At 69.9% G+C, this 14,249-nt stretch carries 18 protein-coding genes; 1 reads left to right on the plus strand and 17 read right to left on the minus strand.

Going from position 1 to position 14,249, the window contains the following annotated elements:
- Nucleotides 1-278: 278 nt before the first annotated feature.
- Nucleotides 279-1,517 (minus strand): hypothetical protein, encoded by a 1,239-nt coding sequence (locus tag ABZ883_RS38700; protein WP_360915398.1) that lies wholly within the window; start codon nt 1,515-1,517, stop codon nt 279-281.
- A gap of 161 nt (nt 1,518-1,678) precedes the next feature.
- Here ABZ883_RS38700 and ABZ883_RS38705 point away from each other — a divergent pair, with 161 nt between their 5' ends.
- The gene (locus ABZ883_RS38705; RefSeq protein ID WP_360915507.1) at nt 1,679-2,179 is read left to right on the plus strand and encodes an NUDIX hydrolase; all 501 of its coding nucleotides are present in this window, start codon (nt 1,679-1,681) and stop codon (nt 2,177-2,179) included.
- 283 nt (nt 2,180-2,462) lie between these two features.
- Here ABZ883_RS38705 and ABZ883_RS38710 read toward each other — a convergent pair whose 3' ends face one another.
- The 16 genes from ABZ883_RS38710 to ABZ883_RS38785 form a co-directional block, all read right to left on the minus strand.
- Nucleotides 2,463-3,308, minus strand: coding sequence for a class I SAM-dependent methyltransferase (locus ABZ883_RS38710; RefSeq protein WP_360915401.1), 846 nt, complete (start codon nt 3,306-3,308; stop codon nt 2,463-2,465).
- 61 nt (nt 3,309-3,369) lie between these two features.
- On the minus strand, nt 3,370-4,296 hold the full coding sequence (locus tag ABZ883_RS38715) for a DUF2797 domain-containing protein (protein ID WP_360915404.1): 927 nt from the start codon (nt 4,294-4,296) through the stop codon (nt 3,370-3,372).
- 29 nt (nt 4,297-4,325) lie between these two features.
- Nucleotides 4,326-5,018, minus strand: coding sequence for a thymidylate kinase (locus tag ABZ883_RS38720; RefSeq protein ID WP_360915407.1), 693 nt, complete (start codon nt 5,016-5,018; stop codon nt 4,326-4,328).
- Nucleotides 5,015-6,094 (minus strand): hypothetical protein, encoded by a 1,080-nt coding sequence (locus tag ABZ883_RS38725; protein ID WP_360915410.1) that lies wholly within the window; start codon nt 6,092-6,094, stop codon nt 5,015-5,017. The genes ABZ883_RS38720 and ABZ883_RS38725 overlap by 4 nt, the downstream gene beginning before the upstream one ends.
- The gene (locus tag ABZ883_RS38730) at nt 6,091-6,912 is read right to left on the minus strand and encodes a hypothetical protein (protein ID WP_360915413.1); all 822 of its coding nucleotides are present in this window, start codon (nt 6,910-6,912) and stop codon (nt 6,091-6,093) included. The genes ABZ883_RS38725 and ABZ883_RS38730 overlap by 4 nt, the downstream gene beginning before the upstream one ends.
- A complete protein-coding gene (folE, locus tag ABZ883_RS38735; protein ID WP_360915416.1) occupies nt 6,912-7,499 on the minus strand; it encodes a GTP cyclohydrolase I in 588 nt (195 codons plus the stop codon). The genes ABZ883_RS38730 and folE overlap by 1 nt, the downstream gene beginning before the upstream one ends.
- Nucleotides 7,500-7,602: 103 nt before the next feature.
- Nucleotides 7,603-7,953 carry a hypothetical protein gene (locus ABZ883_RS38740; RefSeq protein ID WP_360915419.1) on the minus strand — a complete coding sequence of 117 codons (351 nt, stop codon included), beginning with the start codon at nt 7,951-7,953 and terminating at the stop codon, nt 7,603-7,605.
- 75 nt (nt 7,954-8,028) lie between these two features.
- The gene (locus ABZ883_RS38745; RefSeq protein ID WP_360915422.1) at nt 8,029-8,292 is read right to left on the minus strand and encodes a 7-carboxy-7-deazaguanine synthase QueE; all 264 of its coding nucleotides are present in this window, start codon (nt 8,290-8,292) and stop codon (nt 8,029-8,031) included.
- A gap of 53 nt (nt 8,293-8,345) precedes the next feature.
- Nucleotides 8,346-8,759 carry a 6-carboxytetrahydropterin synthase gene (locus ABZ883_RS38750; RefSeq protein ID WP_360915425.1) on the minus strand — a complete coding sequence of 138 codons (414 nt, stop codon included), beginning with the start codon at nt 8,757-8,759 and terminating at the stop codon, nt 8,346-8,348.
- A 65-nt stretch (nt 8,760-8,824) separates the two neighbouring features.
- Nucleotides 8,825-10,054, minus strand: coding sequence for an acyl-CoA dehydrogenase family protein (locus ABZ883_RS38755; protein ID WP_360915428.1), 1,230 nt, complete (start codon nt 10,052-10,054; stop codon nt 8,825-8,827).
- Nucleotides 10,055-10,181: 127 nt separating this feature from the next.
- Nucleotides 10,182-10,739: a GAF domain-containing protein gene (locus tag ABZ883_RS38760; protein ID WP_360915431.1), complete on the minus strand. Its 558-nt coding sequence runs from the start codon at nt 10,737-10,739 to the stop codon at nt 10,182-10,184.
- On the minus strand, nt 10,736-11,320 hold the full coding sequence (locus ABZ883_RS38765; RefSeq protein WP_360915434.1) for an ATP/GTP-binding protein: 585 nt from the start codon (nt 11,318-11,320) through the stop codon (nt 10,736-10,738). The genes ABZ883_RS38760 and ABZ883_RS38765 overlap by 4 nt, the downstream gene beginning before the upstream one ends.
- 10 nt (nt 11,321-11,330) lie before the next feature.
- Nucleotides 11,331-11,708 carry a DUF742 domain-containing protein gene (locus ABZ883_RS38770; protein WP_360915436.1) on the minus strand — a complete coding sequence of 126 codons (378 nt, stop codon included), beginning with the start codon at nt 11,706-11,708 and terminating at the stop codon, nt 11,331-11,333.
- Nucleotides 11,705-12,175 (minus strand): roadblock/LC7 domain-containing protein, encoded by a 471-nt coding sequence (locus tag ABZ883_RS38775; protein ID WP_360915510.1) that lies wholly within the window; start codon nt 12,173-12,175, stop codon nt 11,705-11,707. The genes ABZ883_RS38770 and ABZ883_RS38775 overlap by 4 nt, the downstream gene beginning before the upstream one ends.
- A 3-nt stretch (nt 12,176-12,178) precedes the next feature.
- Nucleotides 12,179-13,549 carry an ATP-binding protein gene (locus ABZ883_RS38780; protein ID WP_360915439.1) on the minus strand — a complete coding sequence of 457 codons (1,371 nt, stop codon included), beginning with the start codon at nt 13,547-13,549 and terminating at the stop codon, nt 12,179-12,181.
- Nucleotides 13,550-13,757: 208 nt separating this feature from the next.
- Nucleotides 13,758-14,216, minus strand: a complete 459-nt coding sequence (locus ABZ883_RS38785) for a hypothetical protein (protein WP_360915442.1) — start codon at nt 14,214-14,216, stop codon at nt 13,758-13,760.
- Nucleotides 14,217-14,249: the final 33 nt, after the last annotated feature.

Genomic DNA, 14,249 nt, shown 5'->3' on the forward strand with positions numbered 1-14,249 from the left:
GCCAGATCCAGTACCGGCCCACCATCATCACCGGCTGCCTCATCGGCACCGGCCTCGCCACAAGCCCCGGCGACATCACGCATTAATCCTCAGTATTGCGGCGGCCCGCGGAGCGGCAGGCGCACCGCGCGGTCAAAGCAGACAGTCCTCGCCGCCTCGCGGATGGGTCCACTGCCAGGCGGGGGCGCGCGAGGAGCTCAAGCCGTGAGGTCTGACGGGGGCTCCGACGCCCCAGCTTCCGTCGAGGGCCGGGTGTGCGCTCGGCCCCCCGGGGCCGGTCACGGCCGGTTGTCTGACGTCCGGATGCCATCGGGCGGCACCAGGTCCGGTCGGGCGGCCACCGTGTCGCGCAGGAAGCTGCGCTTGGAGTAGAAAGTGTGATACGTCGCCCAGCCGCGGGAGGCGAGGTAGTCGCGGAGCCACACGTTGATGCGTGCCATCTCGCTGAGGACCCCGTCCTGTCCGTGGTCGAGGACACTGCGCGAGCGGAGGTACTCCAGTTCGCACTGGGAGAGCGCCACTTCGGGTGCTGCCAGGAGTGAGCAGCGGTCAAGGAAAATGCCGTAGACGTGACCGGTGCGCATCGACTCGCACTGGATGTCGTAGCGGACGCGTTGGAAGGGCGGCATGGCCTGGACCTGCAGGCCCAGTTCATCGGTCAGGTAGGCCTCGAAGCGGTCGGGGGCGATGTCGAGACCCGGCGTGATTGCCTCACGGCGGGCGAAGGCATCCTCGGTGAACCACTTCCGCTTGAGTACGTGCCCGGCGGTGACGGTGGGGATGAAGGAGACGTAGCCGATCTCGGGCTCGGGACCGATGACGTCGAACAGGTGGTTCTCGGTGTGGTGGATCTGGAACTCTTCCCGGTACTCAGGCTGGCAGTATTCCAGTCCGCCGTCGCGCAGCACCTTGAGGAGTTCCATGGACGCTGACCAGACGTCCGGTGCCGGGTCGAGGGTGTACTTGTACTCGAGTTCGGTGCCTGAGAAGTGCTTGCGGAAGTACCGGAGGTGGTTGTTGAGCGCGGTGCTGGACTCGGCATGAGCCGTCAGCACCGGGTCGAGCCAGCGCAGTTCCCCGATCGGGCCGTGGCCGACAGGTTCACGAGTGGTCCGTACGAAGCAGGCGTCTTCGGGGTGGAAGCGGATCTGCGCGTACGCGTGGTACCCACCGCCTGTGTGTTCGGCGAGGTAACACAGTGGCACCAGACCGGGGGCGGCCTCGGCGCCTGCCAGTTCGCGAAGTGCGGGACCGGCGATGGAATGGTGGAACATCTGGCGGCCGTCGATCCGGGCGGCCCCGAGTATGCCTCCGTCTGCGCGCAGGGCATCGGCTGGACAAAGGCCGAGCGTGTCCCAACGAACGACGACGGTGGTGGCCGGCCCGCACACCTCCTGCGGGGGCACACGGACAAGCACGATCGGTTCGTCGGGGCGCCGCGGTGCAGTGCGGTTGAGAAGGTGGACGCCGCCGAGGACGACCCACGTACCTCGGTCCGAGGTTGCGTCATCGGGCACATTGAGCTCCTTCATGGGATGCAGGCACCAGAGGGTTCCCGCCGTGGCATCCCGTGCGTGGGAGAGACGCGGCCGGCACGTCGGCAGGTCTTAGCGACGCCCGGACGGTCCGTCGGCCTAGGGTGGTGCGGGTGAGTCATGGTGATGTCGGTCAGATGACCCTGGATGAGGCGGTTGCGGATGCCCGCCTCGCCGTGTGCGAGTTCGACGGTGCCCGGGCTTGGCTGGAGGAGGCCCGTCGGCGTCCTATGGAGCCGCTGGCGGCTGAGGTGTGGGTCATCGACTCCTCCTTCGAGTACGTCTTGTTGGTCAGGCACCGCTTGCGCGGATGGGTGCCGCCGGGCGGCAAGGTGGAGCCGGGCGAGGGACCGCGAGCGGCGGCGAAGCGTGAGTTGCTGGAGGAGACCGGTCTGCACGCGGAGTTGCTGCCCCGGCCCGCGGCCGTGGCGGTGCGCTCCTATCGGGCTGACTGGTCCCCGACGCTGGGCCTGTCCTACGCCGCGGTCGTCGACCGCGACGTGCCGCTCGGCGGAGAGGAGAACCAGCCGGCCGTATGGTTCCGACTGGATGCCGGCTGGGACAGTGTCTTTCCTGAGGACCGTGACAGGATCCGTGCGCACGCCGACCGCCTGGCGGCTGACCGCTCGGTCGGCCGCCGCTGAGCGACACCCCGGATCGCCGTTCACATGACTGCGTCGACGCGGTCAAGGTCGGCTGAGGACAAAGTGTTCAGCTCAAGAGCATGGAGGAAGCGGCGCCGCACCGCCTCCGGGTAGGGCTTGGGCTTGAACCCCGCCCAGCTTACGTGCCTGTGCACGTTCGCGGTTCTTCGCACCGCGGGAAGGGGCACGGCGTTCCAGACACCTCGGCCTGGAAGGTCCACCAGTAGTGGGCGGCGTGGCCCGCAGTAGCTGTTCTGCCTGCCGAGCGCGGGGACTGGCGCGGTCATTCGGTGGCCTCAGGCCGCTGGGCGACGACAACGAGCCAGCTCGTGACTGTCGGGGAGTCTGGGGTGGTCCGAGCGTAGGCGGCATCCAAGATGCGCATCCGCTGGGCGTGAGTGAGGTCGCCTTCCGGCAGCGCGAAGACGGGTATGGACAGCCACGCCTTCTTCTCTGCCATGGTGCTGTGCTGAGCGATGACCTCTGTGTCGACAACCGCCAGCCCGGTTGCGGCAAGCTGCTCGGTGACCGTTTCCAGCGGCAGCTTGAACGGTGACTCCCCCGCCGTGGATAGCGAGATGCGGCCATAGATCCGAGCTGCGGCATGGCGGATGAGGGCGTTCAGTGACGGCCCGGTGCGGACAGCCTCTTCATCAGGATGCCGTACACCGGCGAAGCCGCCGCCGATGTTGAAGGCGAACCGGCCGCCCGGGCGCAGGACGCGAGAGACGGCTGCGAACACCGCAGCGGTGTCGGTCTTCCAGATCGCCGAGTTGCACACCACGGCGTCGACGCCGCTGGCAGGAACATGTTCGGCCAGGTGCTCAGCTGGCGCGGTGACCCAGGTCAGGCGGGCGTCCGTCAAGGTGCGTCGGCCCGCGCGCTGCATCGCCGCTGCGTTGTCCACGGACACGACACGGGCTCGGTCCGGGACCAGGTCGAGGATCGCTCGGGCAGTCGCGCCGGCACCGCCGCACAGGTCGACCACCAGGTCGGCGTAGGAAAGTTGGGCTCGGCCGGCGAGGTCGCGGCTGGTGGCTTCGTACATGGGATGGGCTCGGGTGAAGGCTTCGTACGCCTCAGCGTTGGCGTCCTCGTCCCAACCTTGGACGGCGTCCTGGGGTGCCATGGTGTGCGGGATCCCTTCGCGGCAGAGAGCCCGGCTGCTCGGGCCGGGCGTTCAACGAGGGTCAGAAGAGAGCGGGTTGCACGGCGGCGGGCGGTGAGGAGAACTGTGCGCCGAAGGTGATCAGGCGGCCGCTGAGGGCGCCGAGGTCGAGCAGGTAGGGCAGATCGTTGTCGCCGACGACGGCGCCGAGGATCTGGGAGCCGATGCAGGAGAGCACCGTCAACCCGTGTTCGCCTTCGCGCGGGTCGTGCGGGTACCGGGCGCGACGGAGCTCCGGGGTGCGGAGAAGGCTCCCTTCACCGGGCGGTGTCCACGGCTCCAGCACGATCTGGACGTTCAGGTCGGAGAGGACTTGGGCGGCCTGGCTGAGGTGCTGCTGATGGGCGTCCTGGGCCGGGACGATGTCGCGCAGTTCTGCAAGGGCCGCCAGCTTGGCCGCGGCTCGCGCGGTCTGCGTCAGGCCGAGGCGGCGGGTGAGGGCGTCCTCCAGGAACCGTACGGCGCGCCCGTCGGGGCTCTGGGCGAGGTAGGTCCCGAACAGTGCTCCCTGCTCGTCGAGGCGGGAGCGCTTGCGGGGGGCGGCCGCGGTGCCGACCTTCGTCGTACCGTCAGCGAAAGTCGCCAGGTACAGCCAGTGCGGCTGGGCCATGTACGCGGCAAGGGTGTCGGGGATGTGGCCGCCGGCGTGGAACTGGTGGGCGAAGCGGAACTCGTCACGGCTGGTGCAGGAGGCGCACTGGCCGCCGGCCTCGGCCCGGGCCCGGTCGGGGCAGGCGACGGCTTCGACGCGGACGCGTTCGGCGAACCGGTACCGGCCGGTGCACCACCGGCCGATACTGCTCGCCTTGTAGCCCAGGCGCTGGCCCATGATTGCGGCGTAGACGAGCGGGCCGCCGGGCAACGGGGCGAGCAGCAGGCTGGGGTCTCCGCCTGCCCAGGTGATGCCGTGGCAGACGTACGCCCCGGTGGCTGGCAGGACCTGGTCCATGGTGCGTTCCTTGTCGGTCGGGGAGGCGGTCAAACGGTCAGGTGCAGCCGGTCGGCGAGCGCGGCGGATGCGGCCTTGAAAACCTGCTCTCGGTCCATTTCGGCAGCGTTCACCGGCAGCCAGGCTCCGTGCTCCGCCTGCTGGCGCAGCTGGTCGAGGACGGTGTCCTGGTAGCGGATGAAGTCCTCGTCGCCGCCACCGGAGTGGCCGGTCTCCAGGGAGGTGAACGAGCCCTTGCGGGCGAGGGCTTCGCGGGCACCGAGGTTCAGGAAGAGCACCAGGTCCGGCTCGGTCAGATGCGCGAAAACCTGTACAGCGAGGCGGGTCGCGACGTCGGGATTGACGGCGTAGCGGGCGAGGATCTTGTGGTGCGCGTTGTCGAGGACCACGTGGGTGCCCGCGGCGAGCGCGGGCCGGACCATGAGCCGGTCCTGCAAGCTGTACCAGGACGCCAGAGCCAGCAGCCAGTAGTGGTCGCCGCACGCCTTCGCGACGCGTGGGTCCCGTCGGTAGACCAGCTGGTTGAGGTGGTCGAGGTAGGAGGCCAGCTCGGGGTCCCAAGGCACCTCGGTACTGTGTTTGCCAACGAGGACCGCCGTGTGGCCGGCGTCGTTGAGGGCCTGGTGCAGGCGGGCAGCCAAGGTGGACTTGCCGGCCCCGTCGCCGCCGGCGAACGTGATCAGTCGTCCGATCGCGCGGGTGCTGGTCGCGTTCGCCGTCATCTGGTTCCTCCCGTGGCGTGGACCGGGCTGGTCGTCAGTCGGCCGCTGATGATGGTGCGGATTTGGTCGACCAGGACGGCGCGCTGGCGCAGGACGTCGCTGCGACGCTCATTGGACAGGTCGGCTGCGTAGTGGGCGGCGAGGTTGTTGGAGATGACGTGGAGATAGCCGAACCTGATCCCCGCGTGGCGCGCAGCCGCCCCCATGGGCCCGATCTCCGGGTCTACGAAGGCGTACGAGGCGGTGTGCTGGGCCAACCAGTCGCGGTTCTCCAGCAGGACCGACGGGGAGGAGACGTGCAGTCCCGACCGCACCCCGCTCCGGTTGGCGGCGTAGTCGCTGAAGAAGTCGTCCCAGCTCACCAGTGTCCCGCGGACCAGGCTGGTGTTGCCGGTCGCCAGCCAGGCGTTCGGTTCGATGCCGGGGGTCAGCGAGCCCACTTTGCCGACGTAGACGACGTCGCCGGCTCCGAGTTCGGCCAGACGTGAGACGACCCGTCCGGCGACGTCCCCCCAGACGCTGTGGAGGAATCCGAGGTAGACCAGGCGCCGGCCGGCGATCTCAGCACGTTGCCAGGCGTAGCCGGGCCCGTGGTTCCACACGCCGTTCCCGGGGGCGAGGTGCTGAAGGCCCCAGCCCACAATGACGAGGTCGCCTTCCATCTTCACATCGAGCGCGTCGAGCGCCGTGCGGCACTCTTCCTGCGCAGGCGGCTGGTACGCGACCGAGTCGGCCGGGCGGCCGGTCATGGCCAGGTATGTGGCGATGATCAGCGCGTAGTGCTGGACGTAGTCGGCGCCGGGGAACGCCTTGACGACCAGGTCGCGGCCGTGGACCTCGGCGGTGGGCCGCTCGGTGTTGAACGGTTTCCCGCTCTTCTCTAGGCGGGAGACCACCGCGGTGCGGTCGTAACTGCCGATGACGCGGATGCTGTCCCACTCCCGGTCCTGGATGAGGTGGTGGACCTTGATCTCCAGGTAGCGCAGCAGCCTCTCACGGCTCATGGTGTGCCCTGAAGGGTCGATCGGGGCGGCGCGCAGCAGCCCGGGGGGCGGGGCAGCCAGCATGGCGGTCATCTGCGGTCCTCGGCGATCGCCACGGTGCTGCCGGCCGCTGCGCGGACGACGGCGATGTTCTTGCGGATCAGGTCGAACCGTTCCTCGGCGATCGGGCCGAGCCGCTCGATCCGAGGCGTCGAGGGCTTCTCGTACGGCCCATCGGGCAGCAGAGCGATGCCCATCGCGCCGAGGATGACGGGAGCGGCTCCGTCCACGGAGGAGATCCATTCGTGCTCGCGCTGCTCGATCAGTTCCAGGTGCCCCGTGCGGCCCAGGCCGAGCAACCGGTAGACGATCAGGTCGTCGACCAGGCCACGGCCCTCCAGGTAAGCGGTCGCCGCCCAGCGGGTGCGGCACAGTTGCCCCTCGGGACCTGGGCGACGCGAGGCCGGCAGGGCGATGGCGCCCGCCCAGCCGCTGGTCATGAAGGAGTCGTAGGTGCGCAGCCACTCCTCGTCGTCCGCAGCATGCAGGACCGCGCAGAGCCGGAACGCGTCTCCGGACAACTCCCGGATCTCCCGCGCGGCCTGCTCGCTCGCCGCCAGGGTCGCGGGCCCGTCCCACATGACGTCCGGCAGAATGATCTCCCTCGCGGACACAGCCATTGCGGCCTCGACGAGTCTCGCCGCGGGCAGGGCGCGGCCCAGGTCGAAGAGCCCGTTGTCGACGATGATCTCGGCGCCGCGCTCAGCCTCGCGCGCGAAGAACGCCCGGTAGACCTCATCGGACAGCACCCTCTGGGCGGCCACATGGTGGACGCGGGCCGGCTCCTGGGCAACGAAGTCCTCGAGGTAGGCGGGCGGAGCGATGACGGAGAAGTCGATGGCTTCGGCCATTACGGCGCCCCCCACTGCGCGACGGTGACGGTGAGGAACTGCTGGGAGAGGACCGCGTTCGTACGGAAGCATCCGCCCGCGTGGACCGTGGTGGTGCGGGCCTCCTCCATCCGCACCCCGCGCATGCTCATGCACAGGTGCACACCGCGTACGGCGACAGCGACGTCCTCGCGTCCGATCACGTCGGTGAGGTACTCGGCGATCTGGCGGGTGAAGCGCTCCCGGACCTGGAGCCGGCTGGCGAAGTGCTGGGCGATCCGCGCGAACTTCGACAGGCCCACCACCTCTCCGTCCGGCATGTATGCGGCCGTGACCCGCAGGTGCATGGGCAGCAGGTGGTGCTCGCACAGCGACCACACACTCATGCCGCCCACGACGACCAGCTGGCCGCTCAGCCGGGCCTCGGTGAAGGGCGTGGCCGTCGCGGTGCCGTCCGGGGACAGGAAGGCGCTCCACCAGGCCGCGACGCGGTCCGGGGTGCCGATGAGCCCTTCGCGGGTGGGGTCCTCGCCGAGCTCGATCAGGAGCTGGGTGATGAGGCTGCCGACCCGGCCGGTGTCAATGCCCTTGGCAGATCGGCCGGACATGGGGGCGGTGGTGCACAGAGCCGCCGCAGGGTCGGCGACAGAGGTCGTCATGGGTTTCTCTCGCTTCTGGGGAATGGAGAACGGATGAGGATGGTGGGTGCCTTCAGCGACCTCGGATGTCTGCGAAGGCGAGCACGTGCAACCGCGTGGTGAAACACCAGTGGCGGGCCGCAACCTCACCTGCGAGTCTGCGAGTTGTCGCCGTGATCGCCTCGCTGGAGGTGCCCTCCGGCATCACCCACACCGGCGCCAATCGGTGGGCGTCAGCAAGCTCCGCGATCCGGTCTAGGTCAGCTGCCGAGGACGCGACGAACTTGAACACCGCCCGCCCGGATCCCGCGAAGGCTTCCAGCGCCGGGGGCACGATGCTCTTGGCCTCCTCCGTGCCGAAACCTGCGAGCTTGGGCGAGACGTTGAACCGGACCCCGTCGACCATCAGCTCGGCGGCGGGCACGATGGTGCCGTTCGTCTCGAACTCGACCCGCTTGCCGGCGGCAAGCAGCCCCTGGACGAGGGGCGGCAGGCGTGCCTACTGGATCAACGGCTCGCCACCGGTGATCACGACCAGCTCGACCGGCGAGGACGCGGCCCAGGCCACCAGGTCCGCCACCGCCCACTTCGTCGATTCCTCGTGCGGGTCGAACCGGGACCAGTCCCAGCTGTAGGGCGTGTCGCATTTCGTGCATGTGAGGTTGCACCGCGACAGGCGGATGAACAGGGCAGGGTGCCCGCAGCTCGGGCCCTCGCCCTGGAAGGTCGGTAGGTCGACACCGAAGCACTCCGCGACGATCAACCGGAATCTAGCGTCACCGCTGCCGGGTTCAACCATGGACGGCTGGGGAGCGGTCACTGCCCCTCCCCCACGTCGAACCGGGCCCAGCTGCTCTCTGTCTCGCGGACGAGAACGGCGACCAGGCGGCCGGAGATCGTCGGCTGCAGGTTCTCGGTGAACCAGCCGGCCAGGAACTGGGCCAGGTGTTCCGAGGTCGGTTCGACGGGGAGGATCTCGTGCAGGTTGCGGTGGTCCAGCTCCGTGTCCAGGAACTCCTTGAAGGGTGCGAGCGCGCCGAAGTCCGTGACGAAGCCGGGCCCCTCCAGCAAGGGGCCGGTCAGGACTACTTCGACCTGGTAGCTGTGGCCGTGCTGTCTGGAGCACTTGTGGTCAGGCGGCAGTGCGGCCAGCCGGTGGCCGGCCTCGAAGCCGAAGGTCTTGCCGATGGTGAACACGCCGGACGGCAGCGGAACGGTCGCGGTGTCCATGAACGTACCTCTCGAAGTTGACGGCGCCTACGGAAGGGGTGCTGTGCGACGACAGCCCCCGGTGATCACACCGCTGCATCCGCGGTGTGCGGGGCTCTGTCGGAGCGTGCCTCCCCGACCGCGTCGGCCAGTTCCTCGGACCACTGGGCTTTGCCAAGACCCAGAGCGGCTTCGCCGAGCCTGAGCAGTTGGATGTCCGAGGTGCCGGCCGGAGCGAGGAGGTGCAGCGCGTCGCGCAGAAAGCGCTCCAAAGGCCGGTTGATGAGCAGGCCGGCGGCGGCTTCGATCTCCATGGCTGCGCGGGCGGAGTCTATGGCGAGTTCGGTGTTGACGAGCTTGGCGTTCATCAGGTCGGCGTCGCAGGGCCGACCGGTGTCGAGCAGGTGGGCCGCGTGGTACGCGGTGAGGCGGGCGGTAATCAGCCGCGAGGCGATCTGCCCGACCTTCAGCTTGATGTTGGCCAGGTCGTGCAGGTGTCTGCCGTAGCGGTGGCGCTCGGAGGTGAAGGCCGTGACCTCCTCCATGACCGCCTGGTGGATGCCGAGGGCGACGGCTGTGAGGTTCGGCCGGCCGTACAGGACGCTTGAGGAGTAGGCCACGGCGAGTCCGTCGCCTTCCTGGCCGATCATGTTGGTGGCGGGGACCGGGCAGTTGTCGAGGATGACCTCGCCGAAAGAGAAGCCGTGCAGGCCCAGCGCGGGGACCTCCGGGGCGAGGGTCAGGCCCGGGCGGTCGGCTTCGACGAGGAACGCGGTCAGGCCGCGGCTGCCGGGGCGGGTGCGGACCACGATGCCGTGAAGATGGCCGATGTGGCTGTTGCCGACGTAGACCTTCCGGCCGGTCAGCACGTAGTTCCTTCCGCGGCGCCGGCCGGTGGCCTCCATGCCGAGGACGTGGCCGCCGGAGCCGGGCTCTGTGACCGCGATGGTGGGTAGGCAGTCACCGCTGGCGATCTGCGGAAGCCAGGTGCGCTTCTGCTCGTCGGTGCCGTAGTGGAGGATCTTCGCGGTGCCGAGCTGGGATGCCTGCACCATGGCGCCCATGGCGCCGCTGACGCGGGAGATCTCCTCGATGATGATCGTCTTGGCAAGGTGTCCGGCGCCCATGCCGCCGTAGGCGGGGTCGATGGTGGCGCCGATCCAGCCCTGCCGAGCAATCAGCGTTGCCAGTTCCCGATCGGCCGACCCTCGGGTGCCTTCCAAACCCGGGACGGCCGGGGCGATCTCCGCCTCAGCGAACTTCCGCACGTGTTCGCGCAGTCGTATGTGGGCGTCGGTCAGATGTGGATCGGACACCGTCGTACTCCCGTCTCCCGCTGGAACCGGGGCCTGTAGGCGCCGGTGTCCGGCGGCACCGGTCTGCGGCCTGCTGGATGTCGTGCAGCTCTTGCGTGCGAACAGGGACAGGGACACGGTCGTCTCCCTAGTTCCGCGGCGTGCGGCCGGCGCGTTCGTAGACGCGGGCCATGACGGCGTCGCGGTGTTCTTTGATCACGTCGAGGGTGCGGTTGCCGGTGGACAGGGGCTGAGGGGTGGGGCCGACAACGCAGACGGTGCCGAGGACCGTGCCGGTGGGCTGGTGGATCAGCGGGGCGCCGGCATAGGTGCGGATGCCGATCTGGTCGACGACCGCGTTGCCCGCGAAGCGCGGGTAGGCGAGGACGTCGGGCAGGACAAGGGGAGCGCGTCGGTCCAGGACGTCGGGGCAGTACCCGTGGTCGCGGGACATGGTCCGGCCCACTGGCGGCGCGTCCCCGCCGCTGTCCTCGGCCGGGCAGTGGAGGCCGACGAAGACCTGCTCGTCGGTGATGAGGTTGACCATCGCGTACGGGGTGCCCGCGGCGCGGGCGAGGTCGGCGGCGTACTGGTCGAACTCCGGGTCCGCTTCGCCCAGGCCGAGTTCGGCGAGCAGGCGCCGGCGCTGTTCGAGTTCGTCGTCGGGAGCCGGGGTGTAGAGGCCGGCGTCGGTGTCGAACTTCACGGGGAGACTCCAGAAGCGGAACGGGCCCGGGTGAGGGCGTAGCGGACGAGGGTGATGAGGACGCCGGCGGCCGAGGGGGTGCTGCGGGCGTCGCACAGGACGCCTGGGGCGGGGTCGGGCAGGTCGAGGGCTCGGCGGACTTCTTCGGCTGTGTAGCGGTGCTCGGCGGTGGCGAACTCGTTGACCGCGACGACGAACGGCAGACCGCGTGCCTCGAAGTAGCCCAGAGCGGGGAAGGAGTCCTGGAGTCGGCGGGTGTCGGCCAGTACGACGGCACCGACGGCACCGGCGACCAGGTCGTCCCAGGTGAACCAGAAGCGTTCCTGGCCGGGGGTGCCGAATAGCAGCAGCCGGATCGGTTCGGGAGCGGTGAGGGTGCGGCGGCCGAAGTCCACCGCCACAGTGGTGGTGGTCTTGGCCTCCACCCCGGTCAGGTGGTCGGTGTGGACGCTGGCGGTGGTCAGGTACTCCTCCGTGTTCAGCGGTTCGATCTCGCTGACCGCACCTACCAGCGTGGTCTTCCCTGAGCCGAAGCCTCCGGCCACGACGATCTTCAGGACGATCGGGGCGGCTGCGGACACCGCTGCGGGGTCAGGCGGCATCGGGGAAGGACTTGCGTAGACCGACAAGGAGTCTCTCCAGAATGTGCACATCGGGCTCGCAGGCCGCGGACGCGGCGAGCGTGAGCGCACCGGAGTCCAGGAGGTCGGACAGCAGCACTTTGGCGACCTGGACCGGCTGCCGAAGGTGGGCGGCGATCTCGGCGACCGACTGCGGCTCCCGCGCGCACAGGTTGAGAGCCCGCTCGGCCTCCGGTCCCAGCCGTCCTGGCGGGGAGACCGAACCCAAGGCGACGAGGGAGACCAGGCGCAGGGCGTGGCGGGGACGTGTACGGCCGCCGGTGATCGCGTAGGGACGTACGTCCTGGGCGTCGTGTTCGGCCCAGACCGGGCCGCGTCGGCGGTTCACCGGCCCTGGTCGGAGCCGCGGCGGGTGTCGGTGACCAGATGCTCGGCCACGCTCCGGATCATGGTGGCCATCTCGTGTCCGATCAGGCCGACGTTCGCCTCCGGGCCGGCCATCACGCCCAGCACGCTGCTGGCCTTGCGCGGGTCGGCGCCGTACTGCACCGACACCCCCTGCGGCAGTCCGTCGCCCGCCACCGTCAGGAACAGGGTGGCTGAGTCGAGTTCGATGACCACCTGCCGTACCTTCACGTCCGTGCTCGGGCGCGGCGTCAGCCGACCTGCACCCCGGGCCAGGGAGTACAAGGACGCCACCACCGCTGCCGCGGTCTCGGGCTGCTGGCCGGACAGGCCGCTCGTGGCCAGCTCGATCCCGTCGCTGGACGCGAGGAAGGCGCTCTGCACGCCGGGCACACGCCGGACGAAATCGTTCAGGAGCCAGTAGGCAGGGCATGGTCGAGGGCGCGTCAGTCGTCATGGTGAAGTCTCCGTAGGTGTGGGGAAGTACAGGGGGCGGGGAGCCGGACCGTCCGGAGCGCCGCGCTCCGGGGTTTCGGCGGCACGCGCCCCGCGCTGACCTTCCGCGAAGGCAGCCATCAGCCCCGTTGTCGGCGGTGCGGACGGCCGGTCGGCAACGGCATCAGGCAGCGGCGCGGGCGCGGCAAAGGGAGCGACGCTGCGCCGCGGGAGGTCCGGTCGGCCGGCCCCGGATCCCGGGGGCCGTTGCCCCGTGGTCGCCGAGGAGGCGGCCGCACGGGACCGGCGGGGCGAGGCGACTCTTTGGGAGGCAGGCAGGCCCGTAGGCGGTACCGGCGCCTCGGTGGGGCGCGCCCCCGCGGTCCGGGGCTCCTCCGGCGCGACCAGGAGTGCGTGGGGCAGGACCACGACTGCTTGGGTGCCCCCGAGCAGGCTGGTGCGCAGTTCGACCCGGATGCCGTGCTGCTGCGCCAGTCGCGCGGTGACCAACAGACCGGTCTGACCGGCCTCCAGCTGGGACCGCATGTCCACCGCGTCAGGCATGGTGAGCAACTGGTTCATCGCGGCCAGCCTCTGCGGCGACATGGCCAGGCCCCGATCCTCCACCTCGACCACGACGCCCGCGAGCACCTGCTCGGCGCGCAGGATGACCTGGGTCTCCGGCGGGGAGAAGCGGGCGGCGTTCTCCACCAGCTCGGCAAGCAAGTGGATGACGTCCGGGCCGACGTACCCGGGCAGCGCCAGTTCCGTGCCAGGCAAGACCGCCCTCACCCGTGGATACTGTTCGATCTCCGCGACCGCCTGCCGCAGTACTGTCGACAGGAGCAGCGGCTTGCGCACTCGGCGCGGCGTTTCGCCGCCCAGCACGGCCAGGCTCTCCACGGCCCGCCGCGTCCGCGTCACCAGGTGGTCGATCGTGAAGAGCCGGTGCAGCAGCTCCGGGTCCTCCACATCCCGCTCCGCCTCCGACAGAGCCTCCAGCGCCCTGCTCACCAGCACGTGCAGCCGCCGCGCGATGTAGACGAACACCTCGGCCTGCTCAGCCTGCGCGAGCCTCGCCGTGTGCTCGGCCCCGGCAGCTGCGAACGCCTCCGCGATGTCTGAGCGCAGCCTGCTCAGCGCCGCAGCCAGCGGGTCGTCGCCCGGAGCGGCCGGCGGGTGAACGACCGCCACGGGGCGTTCCCGCCGCCGGAGTTGTTCCAGGGCCCCGGCAAGGTAGGTGCGTGTGTCGGCCACCAGAGCGTCGTAGCGTGCAAACCGCTCGGTCGCGCGGCGCTGCCCCTCGGCCCGCTCGCGGTCGACTAAATCCGACAGCGCGGATGCTCTGCGGTCGAATATCCAGGCCAGATAGCAGCAGCCGACCGCCATGCAGCCAACCGCCCATGAAGCCGGCACGCCTGCAAACGAGTGGGCTGCCCACGCAGTACCAGACAGCACCAGGGCCGATGCGGCCGAGAGCACTGGTAGTGCCCGCAGGCGTGACCGCAGGTGTCTGCGTCCGACGCCAAGTTCGGCAGATCCACCGCGCCGTGCTGCACGTCGGCGCCGGCCGCGGGCCGGACGCGGCCGAGAAGCCTCAGACATGGGCCACCCCAGGCGAGACCTGCACGCGGTGGCCGCCGCACAGCCGCGCCGGCTCCGACCGCAGCCGGGACCGCGTCAGGCTCAGGCTGTGGTGCAGCGCCGCCGCCTCGGTGATCGCCGCTCCGCCGGAGATCCAGAGCCGTCCGGAGCAGGAGGGATAGCCCGGTTCCGTGCAGTGCCACTGCGCCCCCGGGCGACACAGCGAGTGCGGCGCCGCCCAGACGTCTGCCGTGCCCGCGGCAACCGGGACGATGACGACCTGCTGGGACGGGCAGCACAGGATCGGTCCCACGGCCTCCCTCCGCTCCAGCATCGCCTCAAGCGCGGGCAGGCCCAGCCCCATTCCGGTTCGGACGACGTCATGGCGGTCAGGAAGCCCGACCGGATGCGGCAGTTCGGTGAACGCCACCTGCCACAGCCGGCTCGTGTACGAAGTGGGCGTCAAGGTCATCAGTGCTCCGGGAGGGAGGCCCTCGGGTGTGGA

The sequence above is a fragment of the Streptomyces sp. NPDC046977 genome (assembly GCF_040644455.1).
In the GTDB taxonomy this organism is placed as follows: domain Bacteria; phylum Actinomycetota; class Actinomycetes; order Streptomycetales; family Streptomycetaceae; genus Actinacidiphila.

Bases quoted from the DNA above. Each gene is read 5' to 3' on its own strand.
- ABZ883_RS38710 (WP_360915401.1), bottom strand. From the start codon at position 3,308: ATGGCACCCCAGGACGCCGTCCAAGGTTGGGACGAGGACGCCAACGCT.
- ABZ883_RS38715 (WP_360915404.1), bottom strand. From the start codon at position 4,296: ATGGACCAGGTCCTGCCAGCCACCGGGGCGTACGTCTGCCACGGCATC.
- ABZ883_RS38720 (WP_360915407.1), bottom strand. From the start codon at position 5,018: ATGACGGCGAACGCGACCAGCACCCGCGCGATCGGACGACTGATCACG.
- ABZ883_RS38725 (WP_360915410.1), bottom strand. From the start codon at position 6,094: ATGACCGCCATGCTGGCTGCCCCGCCCCCCGGGCTGCTGCGCGCCGCC.
- ABZ883_RS38730 (WP_360915413.1), bottom strand. From the start codon at position 6,912: ATGGCCGAAGCCATCGACTTCTCCGTCATCGCTCCGCCCGCCTACCTC.
- folE (WP_360915416.1), bottom strand. From the start codon at position 7,499: ATGTCCGGCCGATCTGCCAAGGGCATTGACACCGGCCGGGTCGGCAGC.
- ABZ883_RS38750 (WP_360915425.1), bottom strand. From the start codon at position 8,759: ATGGACACCGCGACCGTTCCGCTGCCGTCCGGCGTGTTCACCATCGGC.
- ABZ883_RS38780 (WP_360915439.1), bottom strand. From the start codon at position 13,549: ATGGCGGTCGGCTGCTGCTATCTGGCCTGGATATTCGACCGCAGAGCA.
- ABZ883_RS38785 (WP_360915442.1), bottom strand. From the start codon at position 14,216: ATGACCTTGACGCCCACTTCGTACACGAGCCGGCTGTGGCAGGTGGCG.